24 protein-coding genes are annotated in these 22,840 nt (G+C 36.3%); 15 read left to right on the top strand and 9 right to left on the bottom strand.

Features of this window, described 5'->3' with window-relative positions; genetic code table 11:
* Positions 1–8: 8 nt before the first annotated feature.
* The 4 genes from ANASTE_RS05305 to ANASTE_RS05290 all read right to left on the bottom strand — a co-directional run bounded on the left by ANASTE_RS05305 (position 9) and on the right by ANASTE_RS05290 (position 2,632).
* Positions 9–521 (bottom strand): hypothetical protein, encoded by a 513-nt coding sequence (locus ANASTE_RS05305; RefSeq protein ID WP_007049944.1) that lies wholly within the window; start codon positions 519–521, stop codon positions 9–11.
* Positions 522–523: 2 nt separating this feature from the next.
* Positions 524–910, bottom strand: a complete 387-nt coding sequence (gene acpS, locus ANASTE_RS05300; protein WP_007049943.1) for a holo-ACP synthase — start codon at positions 908–910, stop codon at positions 524–526.
* 75 nt (positions 911–985) lie between these two features.
* A complete protein-coding gene (gene rpsT, locus ANASTE_RS05295) occupies positions 986–1,249 on the bottom strand; it encodes a 30S ribosomal protein S20 (protein ID WP_007049942.1) in 264 nt (87 codons plus the stop codon).
* 123 nt (positions 1,250–1,372) lie between these two features.
* Positions 1,373–2,632 (bottom strand): pyridoxal phosphate-dependent aminotransferase, encoded by a 1,260-nt coding sequence (locus ANASTE_RS05290; protein ID WP_007049941.1) that lies wholly within the window; start codon positions 2,630–2,632, stop codon positions 1,373–1,375.
* Between the two features lie 358 nt (positions 2,633–2,990).
* On the opposite strand from ANASTE_RS05290, the gene ANASTE_RS05285 reads away from it, so the two are divergent.
* The 5 genes from ANASTE_RS05285 (at position 2,991) to ANASTE_RS05265 (ending at position 7,536) form a co-directional block, all read left to right on the top strand.
* Positions 2,991–4,274 carry a CobW family GTP-binding protein gene (locus ANASTE_RS05285; RefSeq protein WP_007049938.1) on the top strand — a complete coding sequence of 428 codons (1,284 nt, stop codon included), beginning with the start codon at positions 2,991–2,993 and terminating at the stop codon, positions 4,272–4,274.
* A gap of 11 nt (positions 4,275–4,285) precedes the next feature.
* Positions 4,286–5,230 carry a TIGR03943 family putative permease subunit gene (locus ANASTE_RS05280; RefSeq protein WP_007049937.1) on the top strand — a complete coding sequence of 315 codons (945 nt, stop codon included), beginning with the start codon at positions 4,286–4,288 and terminating at the stop codon, positions 5,228–5,230.
* Positions 5,231–5,380: 150 nt separating this feature from the next.
* Complete coding sequence (gene mltG, locus ANASTE_RS05275) at positions 5,381–6,538, top strand: endolytic transglycosylase MltG (protein ID WP_007049936.1); 1,158 nt, start codon at positions 5,381–5,383, stop codon at positions 6,536–6,538.
* 2 nt (positions 6,539–6,540) lie between these two features.
* Positions 6,541–7,182 (top strand): O-methyltransferase, encoded by a 642-nt coding sequence (locus ANASTE_RS05270; RefSeq protein ID WP_007049935.1) that lies wholly within the window; start codon positions 6,541–6,543, stop codon positions 7,180–7,182.
* 90 nt (positions 7,183–7,272) lie between these two features.
* Positions 7,273–7,536: an HPr family phosphocarrier protein gene (locus ANASTE_RS05265; RefSeq protein WP_007049934.1), complete on the top strand. Its 264-nt coding sequence runs from the start codon at positions 7,273–7,275 to the stop codon at positions 7,534–7,536.
* A gap of 285 nt (positions 7,537–7,821) precedes the next feature.
* Here ANASTE_RS05265 and ANASTE_RS05260 read toward each other — a convergent pair whose 3' ends face one another.
* A complete protein-coding gene (locus ANASTE_RS05260; protein ID WP_007049933.1) occupies positions 7,822–8,733 on the bottom strand; it encodes a LysR family transcriptional regulator in 912 nt (303 codons plus the stop codon).
* Between the two features lie 127 nt (positions 8,734–8,860).
* Between ANASTE_RS05260 and ANASTE_RS05255 the strand changes: the two genes are divergently transcribed.
* On the top strand, positions 8,861–9,583 hold the full coding sequence (locus ANASTE_RS05255) for a DedA family protein (protein ID WP_052294596.1): 723 nt from the start codon (positions 8,861–8,863) through the stop codon (positions 9,581–9,583).
* 232 nt (positions 9,584–9,815) lie between these two features.
* Positions 9,816–11,354: a sodium/proline symporter gene (locus tag ANASTE_RS05250; RefSeq protein ID WP_007049931.1), complete on the top strand. Its 1,539-nt coding sequence runs from the start codon at positions 9,816–9,818 to the stop codon at positions 11,352–11,354.
* Between the two features lie 43 nt (positions 11,355–11,397).
* Here ANASTE_RS05250 and ANASTE_RS05245 read toward each other — a convergent pair whose 3' ends face one another.
* The gene (locus ANASTE_RS05245) at positions 11,398–12,099 is read right to left on the bottom strand and encodes a DUF554 domain-containing protein (protein WP_007049930.1); all 702 of its coding nucleotides are present in this window, start codon (positions 12,097–12,099) and stop codon (positions 11,398–11,400) included.
* Between the two features lie 138 nt (positions 12,100–12,237).
* Here ANASTE_RS05245 and ANASTE_RS05240 point away from each other — a divergent pair, with 138 nt between their 5' ends.
* From ANASTE_RS05240 to ANASTE_RS05220, 5 genes are all read left to right on the top strand, one after another.
* Positions 12,238–13,227: an ABC transporter substrate-binding protein gene (locus ANASTE_RS05240; protein ID WP_039945172.1), complete on the top strand. Its 990-nt coding sequence runs from the start codon at positions 12,238–12,240 to the stop codon at positions 13,225–13,227.
* Between the two features lie 19 nt (positions 13,228–13,246).
* Positions 13,247–14,008, top strand: coding sequence for an ABC transporter ATP-binding protein (locus ANASTE_RS05235; protein ID WP_007049928.1), 762 nt, complete (start codon positions 13,247–13,249; stop codon positions 14,006–14,008).
* Positions 13,995–14,804, top strand: a complete 810-nt coding sequence (locus tag ANASTE_RS05230; RefSeq protein WP_007049927.1) for an ABC transporter permease — start codon at positions 13,995–13,997, stop codon at positions 14,802–14,804. Before ANASTE_RS05235 ends, ANASTE_RS05230 begins: the two co-directional genes overlap by 14 nt.
* A gap of 168 nt (positions 14,805–14,972) precedes the next feature.
* Positions 14,973–16,043: an NAD(P)H-dependent glycerol-3-phosphate dehydrogenase gene (locus tag ANASTE_RS05225; RefSeq protein ID WP_039945645.1), complete on the top strand. Its 1,071-nt coding sequence runs from the start codon at positions 14,973–14,975 to the stop codon at positions 16,041–16,043.
* Between the two features lie 14 nt (positions 16,044–16,057).
* Positions 16,058–16,516 carry an RpiB/LacA/LacB family sugar-phosphate isomerase gene (locus tag ANASTE_RS05220; protein WP_007049925.1) on the top strand — a complete coding sequence of 153 codons (459 nt, stop codon included), beginning with the start codon at positions 16,058–16,060 and terminating at the stop codon, positions 16,514–16,516.
* Between the two features lie 79 nt (positions 16,517–16,595).
* Here the strand turns inward: ANASTE_RS05220 and ANASTE_RS05215 are convergent, their stop codons facing one another.
* A complete protein-coding gene (locus ANASTE_RS05215; protein ID WP_007049924.1) occupies positions 16,596–16,832 on the bottom strand; it encodes a helix-turn-helix domain-containing protein in 237 nt (78 codons plus the stop codon).
* A gap of 268 nt (positions 16,833–17,100) precedes the next feature.
* On the opposite strand from ANASTE_RS05215, the gene ANASTE_RS05210 reads away from it, so the two are divergent.
* On the top strand, positions 17,101–17,997 hold the full coding sequence (locus ANASTE_RS05210) for a DMT family transporter (protein WP_007049923.1): 897 nt from the start codon (positions 17,101–17,103) through the stop codon (positions 17,995–17,997).
* Positions 17,998–18,022: 25 nt separating this feature from the next.
* Here ANASTE_RS05210 and ANASTE_RS05205 read toward each other — a convergent pair whose 3' ends face one another.
* Positions 18,023–18,772 carry a hypothetical protein gene (locus ANASTE_RS05205; protein ID WP_007049922.1) on the bottom strand — a complete coding sequence of 250 codons (750 nt, stop codon included), beginning with the start codon at positions 18,770–18,772 and terminating at the stop codon, positions 18,023–18,025.
* Between the two features lie 9 nt (positions 18,773–18,781).
* Positions 18,782–20,131: a Mur ligase family protein gene (locus ANASTE_RS05200; protein ID WP_148344965.1), complete on the bottom strand. Its 1,350-nt coding sequence runs from the start codon at positions 20,129–20,131 to the stop codon at positions 18,782–18,784.
* A gap of 259 nt (positions 20,132–20,390) precedes the next feature.
* Between ANASTE_RS05200 and ANASTE_RS05195 the strand changes: the two genes are divergently transcribed.
* A complete protein-coding gene (locus ANASTE_RS05195) occupies positions 20,391–21,533 on the top strand; it encodes a CDP-glycerol glycerophosphotransferase family protein (RefSeq protein ID WP_007049920.1) in 1,143 nt (380 codons plus the stop codon).
* A 44-nt stretch (positions 21,534–21,577) separates the two neighbouring features.
* A complete protein-coding gene (locus ANASTE_RS05190; RefSeq protein WP_007049919.1) occupies positions 21,578–22,837 on the top strand; it encodes a dihydrolipoamide acetyltransferase family protein in 1,260 nt (419 codons plus the stop codon).
* Positions 22,838–22,840 lie beyond the last annotated feature (3 nt).

Raw genomic sequence — 22,840 nt, 5'->3', positions numbered from 1 at the left:
AAGACACCTTAGCGGGTGTCTTTTTTTGTATATATGATGTTTACTTCTTTGTCTTTTAAATATCCCTTATTGATACTTATGAAATATCCTCTGAATTTCAAATCCATAGTCATTTTCCCGTTTGGCAGTGTTTCGTTTATTTTTATGGCTATACTGCCCTTATTTATTACGGGTCCTTCCATGCTGTGTTTGATAGAGGAAGACGTAAACCTGAATGTGATAAATAAGTCGTTATCTTTAAAATAATCCTCAGAGAACTTATGGAGATAAGAATTATCTATTTTATTGTTATTTACGAAGTCTTTAAATCCATCAAAAGTTTCGAATTCAATGTAGCCCTCTTTATCCATTTGTTCCATTAATCCGTTGTCGTAATCAAGGAAAGGGTCGGGGATATTTTCGATCGTTATTTTATCATTCATGTTTGTTTTCTCTTCTTTACTATTTGTACTTTTATCTATACAGCCCGAAAAAGATATAAGCATGACTATAATCAAGCAAAGTATTATATTTCTTTTCATTTCTACACCGCTATGACGAATGCCACCGCATATTCGTCTTCGTGTGATATGGATATTTTAAAGTCGGTCAAACCGAGGCTTTCCATGTAATCTTCGGCTTTTCCGGAAAGCTTTACATAAGGTTTGTTATCTCTCGTTTTAAGTATTGTGATGTCTTTGAAACTGAGTTTATCCATACCTTTTCCGAGAGTCTTCATTATAGCCTCTTTTGCGGCGAAATATCCCGACACGCTTTTGGGGTTATAATTATTATGTTCAAAATAAAATATCTCTTCTTTGTTGAATATCTTCCTTAAGAACAGATCTTTATGTGTGCCCATAAGGATTTTTTTTATCCTTTTTACTTTTACTATGTCTACTCCGTTGGAGAGTGCTTTTTTATCTACCATATCAATATTTCCTCTTAATACTACAAAAAGACCTTACCAATCGTAGGAAGGCCTTAAATAGTCTATATGATCATACTAACCTAAAGCATTTACTTTTTTAGCTAATTGTGCTTTTTTTCTGTCAGCAGCATTCTTGTGAATGATACCTTTGCTTGCAGCCATGTCGAATTTCTTGCTTGCAACTTTGCATGCTTCCTGAGCTTTTTCTACGTCATTAGATAAAATAGCTTGGTCGAATTCTTTTTGAGCTGTCTTTAAATTAGTCTTAATAGCTTTATTTCTAAGTCTGCTTTTTTCGTTTGTAATAGCTCTTTTCTTTGCAGATTTAATATTTGCCACTTGCTACACCTCCACTTTATAGTCTCGCGAATGATATTATATCATTTTAATATACTAAATGCAAGCATTTTTTTCCTTTATTTTACGGTGTTTCGGCAAAATATATAAGGAAAAACTAACTTGTTATATTGCGTACTGTTCTTTGTTTAAAACCACGCCCGGCTTTTTATTGATACTTACGGATTTTTCTTCCGCCAATGCTTTTTGATATGCAAAAAGCCCTTTATCGAGGATATTTACCGCCTTTATTAGGTCTTCTTCTTTTAAGACGTATGCAAGTCTTACTTCGTCTATCCCAAGTTCTTTTGTTGCGTAGAACTCGCTTGCGGGACAAAGCATAACGGTTTCGCCTTTATGGTCGTATTTTTCAAGCAGCCATTTTGAAAATTCGTGTGCGTTTTCTACGGGAAGTTTTACTATCATATAAAATGCTCCCGCAGGCTTCTTTACCTGTACGCCCTTTATTTTCTTAAGCCTGTTATATATGGTGTCTCTTCTGTTTTTATATTCTTTGATCACTGAGTTTATGTAATCCTTGCTCGTGTTTTTCAGTACTGCGGCTGCTCCCACTTGGTCTAGGTAAGGTGCGCAAAGTCTTGCCTGAGCAAGCTTTAATACGTGAGCCATGAATTCTTCGTTCTTTGAAGCGATAAGTCCTATCCTTGCTCCGCATGCGGAAAATCTCTTTGAGATGCTGTCGATTATTATCACTCTGTCTTCCATTCCTTTTACGCTTGAAAAACTTATGAATTCTCCGTCGTATACGAATTCTCTGTATACTTCGTCCACTACTATGAATAGGTCATGTTCTTTTGCTATTTCGCAAAGTAAATCAATCTCGTCTCTCGTATATACTCTTCCCGTTGGGTTTGAAGGGTTTGTGATACAAAATGCTCTAGTTTTATCGGTGATTTTTGCTTCGATATCTTCCTTCTTCGGAAGTCTGAAGTTCTCTTCGGGTTTTGTGGTTATGGAAACCATGTTTATTCCCGCCTGAGTGGCAAAGATATTGTAATTTGTATAGTAAGGTTCGAATACAATTATCTCGTCGCCTTCGTTGCAAAGGGTGAGGAAGGCAAATGAAATAGCTTCGCTACCGCCGTTTGTAACTATCATATCTTCCTTGGTTAAATCGGTACCGATTTCTTTATAATAATCTTCGAAAGCTTCCAAAAGTTCGGGTATACCTTTTGAATTGGTATAAGCAAGTATACTTTCGTCGAAGTTGTTTACCGCACTGAAAAATTCCTTTGGAGTCACGATATCCGGCTGTCCGATATTGAGCTGATAAACCTTCGTTCCTTCTTCTATTCTTTTTTCCTGAATCGGGGCAAATTCTCTTATGGGAGATTGTCCTATGGATGTTACTTTATTTGAAAACATAACCTTCTCCTTGACTGTCTTTGATTTACTAAATATATACTATCATAAAGTAAGGTATATTGCAAGTATTTATTTAGTAAATGAACTATATTTTATCACTTACATTATTATAATATGTAAAAATAAAAAATATGTTAATATAATAAATAATAATAAAGTTTTACCGATATATCCTTAAAATAATAAAGCAGAACGTGAAAAAAATTTTATTTTAATTAGTTTATTGAAAAAGATTACATAAGGTGTTATACTATGTTAGTTAAAACTAACGCAGTAAAATATTAAAAACATTGGATATATTGAAATTTTATATGAATTGGTATAAAATAATAATATTTTAAACGAAAGAAGGGTATATATGACAAACGTAGATATCATTTCAGGATTTTTGGGGGCAGGAAAGACGACATTTATCAAAAAATTGGTAAATGAAGTATTTAAGGGCGAAAAAATCGTATTGATAGAAAATGAATTCGGAGAAATCGGGATAGACGGAGGTTTCTTAAAGGATGCGGGTATAGAGATAACGGAGATGAACTCGGGGTGTATCTGCTGTTCTTTGGTAGGGGATTTCAGCAAGTCTTTAAAAGAAGTAATCGAAAAGTTTTCTCCCGACAGGATAATCATAGAACCGTCGGGGGTAGGTAAGCTCTCCGACGTTGAAAAGGCTATTTTAAACGTGAAAGATGAGCTTGATATAGTTCTTGACAGCAAGATAACCGTAGTGGACGGAAAGAAAACAAAGATGTATATGAAGAATTTCGGAGAGTTCTTCAACAATCAGGTGGAAAGTGCAAATGTGGTAGTGATGAGCAGGACTCAGGACATGAAAGAAGAAAAGATCGAAGAGTGCCTTAAATCGTTAAAGGAACATAATAAGGAAGCGAATATCATAACCACACCTTGGGACGAGCTTGAAGCGGACGCGGTATTAAATGCGGTAACGAAATTCGATGAAGAAAACGAACTTTTGGAAGAAGTTTTAAAAGCACGACATGAACACCACCATGAACATGAACACCATCATAATCATGGGGAAAGCTGCGAATGCGGACACGAACATCATCACAAACATGAACACCATCACGAACATGGCGAAGGCTGTGAGTGCGGACACGAACATGAACACAATCATAATCATGGGGAAAACTGCGAATGCGGACACGAACATCATCACAAACACGAACATCATCACGAACACGAACATCATCACGAACACGAACACCACCACGAACACAGTGAAGGCTTCGAATGCGGACATGAACACCATGAACATCACCATGAACATGAACACCATCATGAACATGGCGGGAGCTGCAGCTGCGGGTGCGGAGGAGACCACGAACATCATCATCACGACCACCATGCAGAGGAAGTGTTTACCAGTTTCGGTATGGAGACGGTTCATAAATTTAAAAAGGATACTTTGGAAGATATCCTCGAAGTCCTTGCAGACGGCAGTAAGTACGGCGTAGTACTAAGAGCCAAGGGTGTTTTGGAAGGTGAAGAGGATAAATGGTATGAATTCGATTTGGTACCGGGAGAATACGAAATAAGGGAAAGAAAAGCGGATTATACCGGAAAAGTTTGTGTAATAGGTACCGAACTTAAAAAAGATAAATTGGAAGAAATATTCAGTTAAGAGGTGAGGATATGAATACTCCTGTATTTGTTATATCGGGACTGTTGGAAAGCGGAAAGACGACACTTATCAAAAACATGTTTTTAAGCCCGGAATTTAAAGCGGGCGGGCCCACTCTTTTGATACTCTGCGAAGAGGGGGAAGAGGAATACGAAAGAGAGTTTTTGACGGAGGCCAATATCACGAAAGTAGTGGTAGAGGGAAGAGAAAAATTCACTCCTTCGCTCCTTAAGAACTACGAAGCCTTGTATCATCCAAGGCAGGTGGTGATAGAGTACAACGGTACATGGGAGATGAGCGTGCTTTTAGATACAAAGCCGCCTGTGAACTGGGAGCTTGCGAGTATATATTCTCTTGTAAATTCCAAGACGGCTGAACTTTATTTGACGAATATGAGATCTATGTTCATGGAACAGATATCTCTGTCGAGCCTTATCATATTCAACAGGTGCGATGACAGTGTAAACAGAGGAATGCTAAGAAGAAACATAAAGGCACTTAATATGGGTGCTCAGATAGTTTTCGAGAGGGAAGACGGGAGCATCGTAGAGGAAACGACAGAAGACCTTCCTTTTGATGTAAATAAAAATGTGATAGATATTTCCGACGAAGACTACGGGGTATGGTTCATAGATACTCTTGACCACCCGGAAAACTACTCGGGGAAGAAAGTCAAATTCAAAGCTCAGGTATTCTTGGACCCAAATCTTCCGAAAAAGACTTTTGTTCCGGGAAGATTTGCAATGACTTGCTGTGCGGACGATATCCAGTTCTTGGGGCATGACTGCAGATATGAAATGAAGAAGTTGAATTTTAAGACGAAAGACTGGGTGGACGTGGAAGCGAGGATGGAGTATGAATTCAGTACAGAGTACGGAGAGGACGTACCTGTTTTATATCTGGAAAATATAAGAAAAGCACCTAAAGCAAAAGATGAGATAGTATATTTCATGTAATGTTAAAAGGGATATATGGGAAAATCATATGTCCCTTTTTTATGTTTTACGCTGTCGAAATTATGATAAATTTCTTAAAAGAGGGTTAAAAATGTTGAGTTATTTTATAATACAAGATATAATTTAGTATATGTTAAAAGGAGAGGGCATATGGAGAAAAAGAAAAGAGCAGTAAAAGTTAAAAAGAGTATAAAAAAACCTAACATAAAAAAGACCAAAGTAAAGGAAGAAAAAAGCCCCAAGGATAATAAGCTTAAGGTAAGGAACAATAAAAAGAAGACATTGTTCATGATAATAGGAGGGGCAGTCGTTGTCGTTATAGCGGGTATGATACTTACTTATAATATAATGCTCGGAGCAGTCGATAAAAATAACGGACAGACGAAGGAATTTTTGATCGAAGAGGGTTCTTCCCTAGGCGGTATAACAGACGCACTTAAGGAAAATAACCTTATAAAGAACGAGACCGCATTCAAGATATACGTTAAATTGACGGGGAAATCGAACGATTTGAAAGCGGGATATTATTCCCTTTCTCAAAAGCTTCCCGCAAGTGAAATAGTTAAATCTCTGGTTAAAGGCGGAACAAGCAAGACGACCTCGATAACAATAAAAGAGGGGCTTGACCTTAACAGGATAGGAAACGAATTCGAGAAAAAAGGGATATTTACCAAAGCGGAATTTCTAAAGGAAATAAAGGACAATGCGGATTATTACAGAAAAAATTACGATTTCTTAAGCAGCGTACCTAAGGACAGAGAGTATATCCTCGAGGGATATTTATTTGCGGATACGTATAATGTATATGTAAAAGCCGTACCGAGGGATATAATAACGAAGATGTTAGACAGGTTCGACCAGGAATATACGGATGAGTATAAAAAGAGGACGAAAGAAATGGGTAAGACCATAGATGAAATAGTGACTATGGCGTCCGTAGTGGAAAGGGAAGGTATTTTGGACTCCGAACTTCCGACAATTGCGGGAGTATTTTATAACAGACTGGATAAAGGTATGATGTTACAGTCATGCGCTACGCTTCAGTATATATATAAGGATTATCAGTTCTCCTTTACGGAGTCACAGAAGAGTATAGATTCTCCTTATAATACTTATAAGTACACGGGACTTCCTGCGGGACCTATATCGAACTTCAGAGCCTCGGCTTTAAAGGCTGCGTTATATCCGGAAAAGACAAAATATATATACTTCTGTACAAAGAACGACGGAACGGGAGCCAGTGCGTTTGCGGAGACTTTGGATCAGCATGAAAAAAACATACAAAAATACAGCGGGAACTGGGATTAAAAATGATAGACGAAATAACCAAAGAATATTTGAATGGTTTGCTTCACTTAAATAGTGAAGTAAGCCATTTATCGAGTTTCAGAAAAGAAGCGAAAGAAAACAGGATACCTATAATAACGGAAGATGTAGAGAGGCTCATTGAAATAATATTAAAGTCTCACGGAGCAAAGAGGCTCTTTGAAGTCGGTGCGGCGGTGGGTTATTCTGCCTGTGTATTTGCCGATATAATGGGTGAGGATAGCTTTGTGAAGACCGTTGAAAGAGATGAGATAAGGTATACAGAAGCAAAAAACAACATAAAGAAGTACGGTTACGATGATAATATAAACCTTATCATGGACGATGCGGGGGAAGTATTAAAAAGGGAAGATGAATTATACGACGCAGTGTTTTTGGACGGCAACAAAGGACATTATATCCATATGCTGGGAGACTGCAAGAGGATACTGAGACCCGGCGGGCTTTTGATATGCGATAACGTACTCTTCAGAGGAATGATAGATAAAAGTTCTCCTCTTATAAGAAGAAAGATAACCATTGTAAAGAGGCTTAGGATGTTTTTAGATGCAATAAGCGAAGACAGTGAACTTACTACCTCTGTTCTGCCTATCGGCGACGGGTTAAGCATTAGCATAAAAAAATAATATTTTATTAAAATTATACTAGTAATTTATTAAGATTATGTTATAATTGAGTTAATATTGATAAAGATAAAAATTAGGAGGAACTATATAATGTATTCAAAAAATGTAACAATTACAAATCCTACAGGACTTCACGCAAGACCAGCATCTCAATTCGTTCAAACAGCTGCTAAATTCGCATCTGAAATCCTTTTGGTAAAGAACGGTAACGAAATCAACGCTAAATCAATCATGGGTGTTATGGCAGGCGGATTATCTCAAGGAACAGAAATCGAAATCAGAGCTAACGGTGCTGACGAACAAGAAGCTGTAGATACATTAGCTGCATTAATCGAAAACGGATTCGGTGAATAATTAAGTTTTTTATATTAAAAGACACATATTGATGTGTCTTTTTTTAGTGTCAAATAAAATGTGAGAATATAAATCGTATATAATATAAAATCATAAAAATAAAGGTAAATACTTGCCTTTATTTTTTAGTTAAAGTCATATTTACTATTTTAATTAAAATGAAATTATTGATTTTAGAGAGTAAATAATAATATGTTATTTTGAAGAGTTGATACTTATAAATAAGGATATTTTAAATATTCATACATCTCATTACGGTGAATTAAAAGACCGATTGATATTTTATCAGTATTTATATTCCTTTATATAATGTTCAAGCTGTTCTATATATTTCTTTGCGGGGATACTGAGGCTCACGTTCTTGTGCTTTATATATCCGAGCCTTATCACTTCATCGCTTTCGAGAGGTATGGAAACCAGATTGCTGCCGTTTAGTTCAACGCTTAGTATACCCGTCGTTATTGTGTATCCGTGAAGCCCGATGAGAAGGTTTGAGAGGGTGGCTCTGTCGCTTACGAGCAGGTTTTTCTTATGGGAGAGAGTACTTAAAATCTCTTCGGAAAAGTAGAAAGAGTTATAAGTGCCCTGCTCAAAGGATACTCTGGGATACGGCTCCAAGTCTTCTATTTTGATTGACTTTTTCTTTGCAAGAGGGTTATCTATACTCAAAAATATATGAGGTCTTGCGTCGAAAAGATGAGTAAAAGTAAGTTCGTTGTCTTTGAGTATCTTATTGATGACTTTTTCGTTGAAGTCATTTAGGTATATGACACCGATTTCGCTTCTGAGGTTTTTGACGTCCTCTATTATTTCGTGGGTCTTTGTTTCTCTGAGGGCGAATTCGTATTCGTCCTGGTCGAATTCTTTGACGAGATTTACGAAAGCATTTACGGAAAAGGCATAATGCTGAGTGGAAACGGAAAAAAGCCTTTTTGAAGGAGTCTTATTTAAGTATCTTTGTTCCAAAAGCTCGGACTGCTCAACGACCTGTCTTGCGTATCCGAGGAACTCCGCACCGTCTGCGCTGAGGGATATGCCTCTGTTTGAGCGAACGAATATTTCAATTCCAAGTTCGTTTTCAAGTTCTTTTACGGATTTTGAAAGGCTGGGCTGAGTTATAAAAAGCCTTCCGGCGGCTTCGTTTATGGAACCGCAGTTTACTATTTCGATTATATATTTTAGCTGTTGAAGTGTCATGATTTATTTACCTTTATTTTACATATTTTTAATTTGTATCTAATGAGTTTTCTTTATATTATAACATATTACTTAAAATTTGAAGATAAAATATATTTGGGAAGTATATATAAAAAGGAGAGAAATCTTGGAAGAAAGTTTGATAGGAATAATAAATGTTTACGGATATATCGGTATAATGTTTTTGATACTCATAGAAAATATATTCCCTCCCATACCTTCGGAAGTTGTTTTGCTTTTCGGAGGGTATTTGACTGCAACGGCAGGAATGAACCCGATACTTGTCATATTCTCAGCGACCGTCGGAGCTATCTTCGGAGCTGTTATTTTATATTATTTGGGATACATCTTAAAAAGAGAAAAACTGAGGAAGTTGTTTTCGGGAAAGTTCGGAAAAGTACTTCATTTAAAGCCTGAGTACATAGATTTAAGCTATAGGTGGTTTTTAAGATATGAAAAGAAAGCGGTGCTTATTTGCAGGTGCATACCCGTTGCTAGGAGTCTTATTTCCATACCTGCCGGTATATCGAGGATGAAGTTTTCTTCCTTTTTGATATTAAGTTTGATAGGAACTCTCATATGGAACAGTATACTTATAGGTCTAGGTAGTATAATGGGAGAAGCATGGGAAGCTTGTCTCCCGTATTTGAAAGGTTACTCCGAGGTCGTTATTATCGGAGGGATCACCTTAGGGATAATATATGTAATGATGTATAAGAAAAGGAAGAAAAAGAAAAAAGGGAGTTTGGAGTATATCCAAAACGAAAAAGAGGATATATCAAAGGAAAATATATATTTAAAGGAAAGGGATATGGATTATGATATTTATTTGAAAGGAGAGGATTTATAAAATATTCATTCTGAGATATTATATAAAGGTGTATTTTAAGGGGTCGGTTTTAAAATACCCGTAAAAATATAAATAAGTAAGATTTAAATTGATTGAATATTCAGTAATCTTGACAAATTTCTCTATTTAATATAAAATATTTATTAAGGTACTATAAGTAGATATAGTACCTTAATTTTTATATTCAACGGATTTATATGAAATCATAGTTATATATTAAGGAGAAATTGTTATGGAATCAAATCAAATCGGCATTTTGCTGGTAATCGTCATTTACCTGTTAGGGATGATAATAATCGGTGCGATGTTTTCAAAGAAAAATGAAACTGCCAATGATTTTTATCTGGGAGGCAGGAGGCTTGGACCTTTTGTGACCGCAATGAGTGCGGAAGCTTCGGATATGAGCAGTTATTTACTAATGGGTATTCCCGGGCTTGCTTATATTTCGGGGATAGCCGATGCGGGGTGGACGGCTATAGGGCTTGCCATAGGTACATATGTAAACTGGCTTTTGGTTGCAAAGAGGATAAGAGTGTATACTGCGGTATGTAAGGATTCGTTCACACTTCCTTCTTTCTTTTCCAACAGATACAGGGATAACAAAAACTTATTGATGCTTCTTGCTTCTTTGGTCATCATCATTTTCTTTATCCCTTATACAGGTTCGGGATTTGCAGCATGCGGTAAACTGTTTTCGAGTCTTTTCGGAGTGGATTATACCTTGGCTATGGTCGTAAGTGCGATAATAATCATTTTGTATACCGCACTGGGAGGTTTCCTTGCCGCAAGTACGACTGACTTTATTCAAAGTATAATAATGTCTGTTGCACTTCTCGTTATTTTTGTATTCGGTATCGGTGCCGCAGGGGGAATGGATGCAGTAATAGACAATGCAAAAGCTCTTCCCGGGTATTTAAGCATGTCCGCCACACATGATATGGCAAGCGGAGCATCTTCTCCATACGGATTTTTAAGTATATTTTCCACTTTGGCGTGGGGGCTTGGATATTTCGGTATGCCTCATATACTTCTTCGTTTTATGGCTATCGAAGACGAACAAAAATTAAAAGTGTCAAGAAGGATAGCTTCGGTTTGGGTAGTCATATCAATGGCAGTTGCTGTGTTTATAGGTATAATCGGTTACGGTATGTCAAAAGCAGGTGTAATACCTATGCTTGAAGGAGCAAGTTCCGAGACAGTGATCGTACAGATTTCCCATTATTTGAGTACACACGGGTTTATCTTTGCGGTCCTTGCTGGTATAGTGCTTTCGGGTATCATCGCGTCAACCATGTCAACAGCGGATTCACAGCTCCTTGCTGCGTCTTCGAGTGTTTCGGAAAATATAATAGGCGGATTTTTCGGAAAAGAACTTGATGATAAAAAGAGAATGATAGTTGCAAGAAGCTGTTTGGTTATTATTGCACTTATAGGGATGTTTATAGCCCGAGACCCTAACAGTTCGGTATTCGGGATAGTATCCTTTGCCTGGGCAGGGTTCGGTGCGGCTTTCGGTCCTGTCGTACTCTTCGCACTCTTTTGGAGAAGAAGTAATAAATACGGAGCCTTGGCTTCCATGTTATCCGGGGGAGTAATGGTTTTCGTATGGAAATACTTGGTAAGACCTCTGGGCGGAGCATTTAATATTTACGAACTCCTTCCCGCTTTTATTGTGGCTTGTGTATTTATGGTAGTGGTAAGTCTTGTTACGGAAAAACCTGAAAAAGAAATCACAGATGAATTCGACGAAGTTCAAAGACTTTTAAAATAGTGTAAAAATTTATAATAAAAAGACCCGTCAGGGTCTTTTTTATTTAAAATATCAAAGCATATATTATAGGTACCAAAAGTCCCGGGAGCATATTGAGTACCTTTATCTCTTTTATTTTCATCAGATCCAGCCCAATAGATACTACCATTGCATATCCCACCAAACATATGTTATTTACCAAAGCATCGGATAAATAAGGAGATAAATATATCCCGAGAAGTGTTATGGAACCTTGATAAACTCCCACGCTCACACTTGAGAAAAACACTCCAAACCCAAGGGTAGCGGTAAATAAAATTGCGACCACTCCGTCCAGTATGGATTTTGTATATAAAATGGTAGGGTCGTTGAGAAGTCCGTCGTTTAATGCTCCCACGATTGCCATCGCTCCCGTACAAAATAGAACCGAAGCGGGAATAAATCCGTCGGAAAATCCTCCTATGGAAAATTTTTCTTCAAATTTTTTTATCACATTCGTTATTTTTGTGTCTATATCCAAAAGCTCTCCGACAAGTGTACCTATAACGAGGCTTATTACCAGCAGGAGTGTGCTGTTTGACTGAAGCGTACCGTTTTTATTTATTGTTATGCTGGAAGTAATAATTCCCAAAATACCTACTATAATAGTAGAAAGCCCCAATACATTTTTTATACTTGCTTCAATTTTATCATCTACTATTTTTTTACCTGCCATACCAATGCTGCTGCCAATTAGTATCGCTATTATATTTACGATCGTCCCCATGTTTGCTCCTTTAAAATGACATATGTATATAATACTATTTTTTTATGACATTTTCAATAAAAGACTTTACATGGGCTCACCAAAGAAGGTCATTTCACATATTATAATGTGAATAATAATTTTAGGAGGGATTATATATTGAAAAAACTTATAGCACTAGCTATTAGTGCGCTGATGTGTCTTACATGTTTTGTTGGTTGCGGAAAAAGTGAAGACCTTACAAAGGTCAAGGTGAGCGAAGTCGCTCGTTCTATTTTCTACGCTCCGCAGTATGCGGCAATAAATAAAGGTTACTTCAAAGATGAAGGAATAGATATCGAACTTACTACCGCTCAAGGTGCCGATAAAGTTACGGCAGCCGTTTTAAGCGGAGACAGCGATATCGGGTTCTGCGGACCTGAGGCAACTATTTATGTTCAAAAGGGCGGAGAAAAAGATTATCCCGTGAACTTTGCTCAAATAACAAAAAGAGACGGTTCTTTCTTGGTCGGAAGAAAAGATAATGCTAAATCATTTAAGTATTCCGATTTAAAAGGCAAACATATCATTGCAGGCAGAGCGGGCGGTGTACCTGAAATGACTCTTGAATATGTTTTAAAGAAAAACGGTCTTGACCTCAAAAAAGATGTGAAAATGGATACTTCTATTCAGTTTGCTGCAATGGCAGGTACATTCGTCGGAGGTACCGGAGATTACGTAGCTTTATTCGAACCTAGCGCAACGGAAGTTGAAGCTAATAAACAAGGTTATGTACTTAAATCGATCGGAGAAGAAAGCGGTGAAGTCCCATATACTGTTTACAATGCTAAGAAAAGTTTCATAAAGGATAACCCTGAACTTATCCAGAAATTTACAAATGCGGTTCAAAAAGGACTTGATTACGTTCAGACTGCAAGCAGTGAAGAAATAGCTGACCAAATCAAAGATTTCTTCCCTGATAACGATAAAGAAACACTGGTCAAAGTAATAGACAGATATAAAGACATAGATGCTTGGAAAGATACTCCGGTACTAACAAAAGATTCTTTTGACAGACTTCAGGACATCATGAGTGAAGCAGGTCAATTGGATAAAAAAGCGGATTATAAAGATTTAGTAAACACTACATTTGCCGAAAAAGCAAAATAGATTATAAGGAGTAGATATTATGAGAAAGCCTATAGTAGAAATTAATGATTTAGTTAAGAATTTTCATACTAAAAAAAGTGTAGTTACGGCAGTAGAAGGGTTTTCTCTAGATGTATATGAAGGTGAGTTTATCGCACTCGTAGGACCTAGCGGGTGCGGAAAAAGTACGATTCTATCAATGCTTTCAGGATTAATCGAACCAAGTTCGGGCTACTATGAATATAAAAAAGAAAATCCCAGTATCGGATATATGCTTCAGCAAGACCAGCTTTTTTCCTTTAGGACCATATTAGACAATGCTCTTTTGGGGCTTGAAATAAGAGGTAAAGGAAAAATAGATGATGAAGACAAAGAGTATGTTTTGGGGCTTTTAAAGATGTATGGACTTGAAAGTTTTATGCACGCATACCCAAGACAATTATCGGGAGGGATGAGACAAAGAGTAGCTCTAATTAGGACACTTGCACTTAAACCGGATATACTGTTATTAGATGAACCATTCTCGGCACTCGATTATCAAACCAGACTTGCGGTAAGTGAGGATATAAGCCTTGCAATAAGGAATAGCCATAAGACCGCAATACTGGTCACCCATGATTTATCGGAGGCAATATCTTTGGCAGACAGGGTTATCGTAGTTTCTTCGAGACCCGCAAAAGTCAAAAATATATATGATATCAACCTTTCAATCGATTCTTTATCGCCCGTCGAAAGACGAAAGGCTAAAGAGTTTTCTGATTATTATGATAAGATTTGGAGGGATTTAGATGTGCATATATAATGAATTAAAAGAGAGAGAACATGAACAATTTCTAATAAAGCAGAAAAAGGAAAGATTCATAGTTAGTTTTTCTAGGATAGGTATCCTGGTTTTATTTCTTGTTTTATGGGAAATGGCAGCCAGACTTGGATGGATAAATCAATTTATTACTTCCTCTCCAAGCAGAGTATTTGAAACTATAGTGGATCTGATAAAGACCCACAGCTTATATAACCATTTATTTGTTACGACATTCGAAACCGTAGCCGGATTTACTCTGGGAACGGTGTTCGGTACCATAATAGCGATGATGCTATGGTGGAGCGAAAGGTTAGCTAAAATACTGGATCCTTATTTGGTGGTGCTCAACGCACTTCCAAAAGTAGCGCTCGGTCCCGTTATAATCGTATGGGCGGGAGCAGGCATGGGTTCTATTTTGATCATGACCCTTGCCATTTCCATAGTCGCTACGATAATAGGCGTATATTCCGGATTTATGCAGGCAAGCGAAGAAAAGATAATTTTACTTAAGACATTCAATGCCAGTAAAATGCAGATTTTCACCAAAGCCGTATTCCCTTCGAGCATAAAAAATATAATCAATGCTTTGAAGATAAATGTCGGTCTTTCATGGGTCGGGGTCATTATGGGTGAATTCCTGGTAAGTAAAGCGGGACTCGGATATTTGATAGTATACGGTTCTCAGGTCTTCAACCTTGACCTTGTAATGGCAGGAGTCGTTATCCTATCCGTCGTTGCGGGGCTTATGTATTTCTTAGTTTCATATTTGGAGAAAAAAGTTGTGAAATATGATTAAAAATATATTGAAAAATTTTCATATTTCGTATATAATGTTAATAACTTAATACAAGTTTTGGAAGAGATTATAAGAGAAACCATAACACGAGCACATTGTAAATGTGTTATTATGTTATGGTTTTTTTATATAATATATAGTAATTATATAAAGAGAGGTACATATAATATGGCTAATGTTACAATACTTGGCGCCGGTGCGATGGGCAGTGCCCTAACCACACCGCTCAGAAAGAACGGACACAATGTTAATTTATGGGGGACACATCTTGATACGAAAATTATAGACCAGCTGAAAAAAGACGGTACTCATATAAAACATAAGTGTAAGCTCGAGGACGGGATAAATTATTTTTATAATGAAGAGCTGGAAGAAGCTATGAAGGATGCCGACCTTGTTATTATGGGTATCACAAGCGATGGACTTGCTAGTGTATTTAAAAAAGCTATACCTTATTTAAAAGAAGGTATGGTAGTGGGAAGTGTGGCAAAAGGGTTTGAATATGATTTGAAGGATAAGGATAAAGTAATAATCCTTCCGGATATTTTAGAGGAACTGCTTCCGGAAAATTTAGTGGGTAAAATTCCTTTTGTCTTTGTGGGAGGCCCTTGTAAAGCTGTCGAAGTGGTATGGGAATGTCCTAACTCGGTAGATTATGCAAGTAAAGATATAGAGGCTGCAAAATACATGAGAAGCCTTCTTGTGACGGATAAATACAATGTAGGTATATCAAGTGATGTGATCGGGTTAGAGATCTGTGCGGCAATGAAGAATGCATATTCTATAGGACTCGGTATGGCGGAAGGTTTTAAAGAACTTGACGGAAAGCTTAACAATAACTGTAAAGCGGCACTGTTTACCTTTGCGGTAGCGGAAATGGGTGTCCTTACAAAAGCAATGGGCGGAAGCTATTCTTCTGTTATCGGACAGCCGGGAGTAGGGGATTTGGAAATCACATGTGAAGCCGGCAGGAACAGGATATTGGGTGAAGTGTGCGGGGGCGGAATGCCCGGAACGAAAGCTATAAAGAAGATGAGAGACGAAGATATAACCGTTGAAGGTTATAATGCGATAAAGTTTGCATGGGAACTTATCCCTCAGCTTGAAGAAAAAGGTGTACTTGACAGAAGTAAACTTCCGTTCCTTCAGGCTTTGTATGAAATACTTTTTGAAGATAAAAACGCATATGACACAATAGTAAAAGTCATGAATAAATGTACCGGATTTGATTACGAATAATAAGGAGAGATTAGATGAAAAAAATAGCAGTCGGTGCCGACGCTGTCGGTTTACTTTTGAAAGATGAAATAGTATCTTATTTGAAAGATGAAGGATACGGAGTTACGGACCTTGGTGTAAAAGAAGAAAGCGACAAGACTTTCTATGCTAACGTTGCTGAAAAGGTTGCTTTGGCTGTAAGGGACGAAGATTACGACAGAGGACTTCTGTTCTGCGGTACTGGTATTGGTATGAGTATTGCCGCAAATAAAGTTCCCGGAGTATTCGCTACTGTTTGCCATGACCCGTATTCTGCTGAAAGAGCAAGCTTAAGCAACAATGCAAAAATCATTACTATGGGATACAGGGTAATAGGGAAAGAAACAGCAAAGGTTGTTTTGAAACACTGGTTGGATAATGATTTTGTAGAGGGATGCAAGAGTCAAAGCAATGTGGATGAAGTAACAAAGCTTGACGAAAAATATAAAGGCTAATTATTTCCAAATAATTATATATGTTTACCATTTTTTCTTTAAAAGGACCGCTTTATATTAAAGCGGTCCTTTTACATTTTTATATATCTTCGTATTCACTGAATATCGGGCTGTCAAAGAATTCGGACAGTGGCATATTCATGCCTAAACAAATATGATATACGGTGTTCAAACACGGATTTTGACTCTTGCCTTTCATTATACTGTAAATAGTAGATGGAGGCATGCCGCACATATTTGCCATTGCATTTATGCTCATATGATTTTCCCTACATAATTCTTTAATTCTGTCTGTTACTGCTTTCCTTAAATTCATGAATAAATCCTCCTTAAAAATATTATTGATATCGAAGTTAGTACGTACATTTTTAGGATTGGAGGATATAAAAATATATATTTAATAATAGTATTTTTTACGACAGAATATGTGTGACATATCGCAAACTGTGCAAAATTTTGTATTTTTTTATGTAATATCGCACTTTTTATCGGTTTTTCTCTAAAATTCCTTGTTAAATTTGTTTTTGATTTTCATTTAATGTATCATTATTAATGATTTAAATTTAAATACAGAGAGATACAAAATGAACAAAAAGTTTACCATCGGGATCATTTGTGCGGCGGTCTGCGAAACTATATTCGGACTCAGTTATTTATTTACGAAAAATATCACGTTATCTTTTACTCCCATTGATGTTTTAAGCTGGAGATTTATCATTGCTTTTATAGGTATCAACTTATGCTTGTTATTTAAGGTAATAAAAGTAGATTTTAAGGATAAAAGTTTAAAACCTATATTAATGACTGCTTTGTTTTGTCCGGTCATTTATTTTACCTCGGAGACTTTCGGTATAGAGCTTACCACTGCAAGCGAAAGCGGAACTATAATAGCGAGCATACCTATCGTGACTATATTATGTTCGGCACTTATTTTAAAGGAAAAACCAAACAAAAATCAGATAGTCGGTATAAGCCTTACTTTCATCGGAGTCGTAATTACCGTTATAGTAAAAGGTTTATCTGCTTCATTCGATATACTTGGTTACTCAATGCTTTTCATGGCTGTTTTGTCTTACAGCCTATATTCCGTATACTGTAAAAAATCAGATAACTTTACAAATATCGAAAAGACTTACATAATGATAAGTATGGGTTTTGTATTCTTTGGGGCACTTGGTATGGGAGATAACTTGATAAAGGGTACTTTTTATGATTTCATCGTGCTCCCTTTTGTTAACCGTGAATTCTTGATTACAGCATTATATTTGGGGCTTGGTGCTTCAATAATTGCATTTCTCCTTTCTAATACTGCTATCGGATATCTCGGTACCAATAAGACTGCCTCTTTTGTAGGGCTTTCTACCGTTGTTTCCATATTGAGCGGTATAGTGATACTTTCCGAAAGTTTTACTATTCTCCAGCTTGTCGGCAGCATTTTGGTCCTTTTGGGTGTATATGTTTCCAATACGAAACTTAAATAAAAAAAAGAGGCATAACGCCTCTTTTTTATTTTACCGCTTCCTTTTTACTGATAAAATCTTTTATTGTTTCTTTTGACGCTATTTCTAAAGAAAAATCCAAGTCTTTGTTTTCTACGTCAATACCTTTTTTATCAGCTATATCAATGATTATTTCCTGGGTCATCCAAGGGTTTTTAATAAATACCGGTCCCAAAGCATTTGTGTAAATAAGATTGTTTCTTCTTGCTCCTTCTTTATGTTCGCTGTCATTTCCGTATCCGTAAGTTACCCTTCCGAAAGGAGTTATATCCGTATTAAATTTCATGTTTATGGAATTTATCTGGCAAGAGATTATTTCCATTTCCTGTCCGTTTATATCTGCATTGAATGTCAAATCGTCTCCGTATATGGAGCTTCTTTCCTCCGCTGTCATATCGAAGATACCTAGACCTTCTTTTTTGTTTCCGTTTTCAAATATTATATCTTTTGCCAGTATCGCCCCCGTAGTCCCGATAACGAATAAATATTTGTTTTCTTCTATATATTTTTCCAGTTCGTCTCTTTGTTTATCGAAAGCATTTGCTATGGTATCCATTACTTTCAGTTCTCCCGGAGACAAAAGGATAATATCAAACTTATCAAAATCTATTTTCTCGCTGATACTGTCTATCCTTGTTGTTACCAACTCGATCCCCATATCTTTTGCTGCCTTTTCAAAAGCAAGGACGTTTCCTCTGTCGCCGTGAAGATTTAATATATCCGGATATAGGTAAGCTAAATTTATTTCTTTTCCCATTTTTCTCTCCTATAAATTGTTTTTCTTAACGTAATTTTTGATGTCTATAAATGTTTCTAGCCATGTTATCAAGTACACATTGTTACATCCTGCTTTATCCACTTCTTCAAGTATCTTTTCAACATTATCCGTGTTTAAAACAGCTATTTTTTCTTTATCCACACCTTCATATACGAATCTGTTTGCCGTATCGTAGCATACATATTCCGAAAAGGCGATGTATTTTTTTACGTTCGAGTTTACCAGTTCATTGAAGTTGCAGTCGTAAGCGTAAAATGTATTTGTATAGTGAGGCGGTTCGTCTTTTATTATACAAAGTCCCAAAATAAAAGTCTTTTCTTCCTTGTCATTTGCCACTACATCTATTGCAGACTGGAGAGTTTCAGGGTTTTCCTGTTTTATCCTTATATATTTAAGTTCTTTATCTTTGTATTTTATAGTCTCTATTCTTCCGCCGATATTTATAAAGGTGTTGAAAGAATGCTGCATTTGTTCTTTTGTAAGCCCAAGTGTATCTCCGAGAGCGATAACAAGTGCGTAGTTATACATCATGAAAGGAACGTTGTAAGGCATTTTGAATGTTGTCCCGTCGTATGTGAAAGTTGCGTTTTCGAAATCCACATCTTTCATTTGGTATTTAGGGGTTTCTTTACTTTTGAACCCGCAGTTTGTACAGTTAAAATCTCCTACGTTGTCTACATTATAATAATTGAAATTGATTTTATGGTTGCATTTAGGACAAGGCATCGTTACTCCGAGTCTGTCTTCATCGACTACAGACCTTGAATTTTTATCTACGCTGTAGTAGGTGACCGTATCGGCACTGTCTTCAAAAGACTTGCTTCTCGGTTCTTCATTATTTAAGTATAAGTGCATATCTTCTTTGACTACATCTTTTATTTTCCTTAAGATAAAATCGGGGTCGGCATTTCTGTGTACCTGGTCTTTTTGAAGATTTGTTATCACCAAGTGTTTTGCGGGAATAACTCTGTGTATATTCTTAAGAGACCTTTCATCTATTTCAAATACGAAGTATTCAGGTTTTAATTTTCCTGTTATTGTTGAGTTTTTGATAAGTGTCGTCGTGATACCCGCTATAAGGTTCGCTCCTTCAAGGTTTGAAGCTACGCTGAAATCATTTGATTTAAGTACGTGATGTATCAAATTCGTCGTTGTGGATTTTCCGTTGGTCCCCGTTACGAAAATCACCTTATCGTAATCTATATTTTTAAATCCCAGCGGGAAGTTTTTATTAAGTTTTAAAGCGATTTTTCCCGGCAGATCCGTTCCTCTGCTTTTATCAATAATGTTTATTAAAAATATTATTAATTTTGATATTATCATATCGATGTAAAACATACTACTTACCTCTTTTTTAATATTTATCATGGTAAAATATTGTATCATAACTATAAAAAAAAGTAATAGTCATAATCGATTTGTCTGAAAATTTTAAATTTTTTAAAATTGATTTATTACCATTAAATACTTACATTTAGTTTCGTGATGAAAATAAAAACAAGCATTTTTTACGTTTTAAAGCTGATTTTTCTTTGACAAAAGAAACTTTATAAAGTATAATTACGGTATAGAAATATAAAAAGGAAAAGGACAATATATGAACAAGTTAGAATATACATTATCGAACATATTTTTACATTTCTTTTATTATCTTTTTTGTTTGATACCCGTAAATAATAAAAAAATCACATTTTCCACTCCGAGAAATACAAAACTGGACGGAAATATAAAATATATATATAGGGCATTAAAAGAAAAAAGAGACGATTTAAAGTTTGTATTTTTATTTGATAAATACGATTATTCACTCAAAGGTAAGATTTTATACCTTTTAAGACTTGTTAAAGGGGTATATCATCTTGCAACTTCAAGAGTATTTATAGTAGATAATGCTTATTTCCCAGTTCATGTCATAAAGCATAAAAAAAGGACTGTGGTAATTCAGGTTTGGCATGCTGCCGGAGCGATGAAAAAATTCGGTAATGATGTTGAAATCAAAGAAGAAGCCGTTGAGGATAAGTTCAGACATAAGAATTATGACTACTGCATAATGGGAAGCGATTTTTCAAAGAAGCATTATGCCACCGCATTCGGTATGGACGAAGAGAAGGTCTTGGTGCTCGGAAGTGCCAGAACGGATCTGTTCTTTAAAGAAGATGTTTTGGATAGAGTGGAAAATGAATTCTATGATAAATATCCAAATCTAAAGAGTAAGAAAATCATCCTATATGCTCCTACGTTCAGAGGAAGAGGAAATGAAAAAGATACAAAACTTCATTTGAATGTCGAAAAAATGAAAGAGGAACTCCAAAGTTTGGGATATGTCCTTTTGTATAAACCTCATTTAAATGCGAAATCCGAAGATAATAAAGATGATGATTTCATAAAGTATTTAGATAAGGAAGATGTTTTGAATAAGGTGATGCCTGTCTGCGATATATTAATCACCGATTACTCCTCTGCGGTAATAGAATATTCTGTTTTAAGAAAACCTCTTATACTTTATGTATACGACCTTGAAGAATATATAGATGATCCGGGATTTTATCAGGATTTTGAAACAGAGATGATAGGCGAACAGGTAAAAAAGACGGACGATGTGATAAGGCTCATAAAGGACAACAAATTTGATTTAAGCGGCTATGATGAATTTATAAATACCCATTATAAATATCTGGACGGAAACAGTTCTGATAGGATAGCAGATTATCTTATTAAAAATTTTATAGATAAAAAATAGTAAATAACTATTTAAAATAACAATATTTTATTAGGAGGTAATGTATGGCAACCGGTGTTATTATGCCCAGACAGGGGCAGTCAGTCGAAAGCTGTATCATCACTAAGTGGAACGTTAAAAAAGGTGACAGCGTAAAAGAAGGAGATGTTTTATTCGAATATGAAACGGATAAAGCTGCTTTTGAAGAAGAAGCTAAAGTGAACGGTACCGTTTTGGAAATTTTAGCGGAAGAAGGAGACGACGTGCCTTGTCTTGACACGGTATGTGTGATAGGAAATGAAGGAGATGACATCAGTGAATTTTTAAGTGCTTCATCCGGGATCGAAGAAGAAGCGGAAGTTAAAAATGAAGCTGGTGAAGCAAAAGAAGAAGTTGTTATCGTATCAACCAAAAAGGGAGATGAAGAGAAAGTTTCTCCTAGGGCAAAGATGATGGCAGAGGAAAAAAATCTTGATTTGTCTAAAGCAGTCCCTACGGGACCTGACGGAAGGATAATTGAAAGAGATGTTTTGACTCTCGCTAAAAACGGATTTAAAATCGTAAAAGGTGAAGATAATAAAGAGGTTTGTGACGCCGTTGATGTAAACGTTGCAAATAATGCAGAAATCGCTGAATATGAAGATATCAAACATTCAAATGTAAGAAAAGTTATTGCAAAATCCATGCATGCTTCGCTTACAAATATGGCTCAGCTTACTTTTAACAGGTCATTTGACGCAACAGAAATGATGTCTTACAGAAAGACTTTAAAGAAAAGCAGTGAAGCGATGGGGCTTGTCAATATAACCATCAACGATATAATAATGTACGCTGTTTCAAGGACTTTACTTCAACATAAGAGCTTCAATGCTCATTATGATGATGAAAAGTTAAGAGTATTCAATAATGTTAATTTAGGTATGGCTGTAGATACGCCTAGAGGACTTCTTGTTCCGACCATATTTAATGCAAATAAAATGTCGTTAAATGAAATATCTATAAGAGCCAAAGAACTCGGTTCTATGGCAGGAGAAGGGAAAATAAGTCCAGATCTTCTTACGGGAGCCAGCTTTACGGTCAGCAACCTTGGTTCATTCGGTATCGAAAGTTTTACACCTATAGTAAATCCTCCTCAAACAGGGATACTCGGTGTATGCGGGCTTACGGACAAAGTAAAAGTGGTAGAAGGGAATATCGTTCCTTATAAATCTATGAACTTATCATTTACTTGTGACCACAGAGCTGTTGACGGAGCGGACGCGGCAAGGTTACTCAAAGATTTATGCGAAAACTTGGAAAACTTTAGTGCATTACTTGCAAAATAGGAG

The organism is Anaerofustis stercorihominis DSM 17244, from assembly GCF_000154825.1.
GTDB lineage: Bacteria > Bacillota > Clostridia > Eubacteriales > Anaerofustaceae > Anaerofustis > Anaerofustis stercorihominis.
This window is presented reverse-complemented; position numbering and strand designations above follow the sequence as displayed.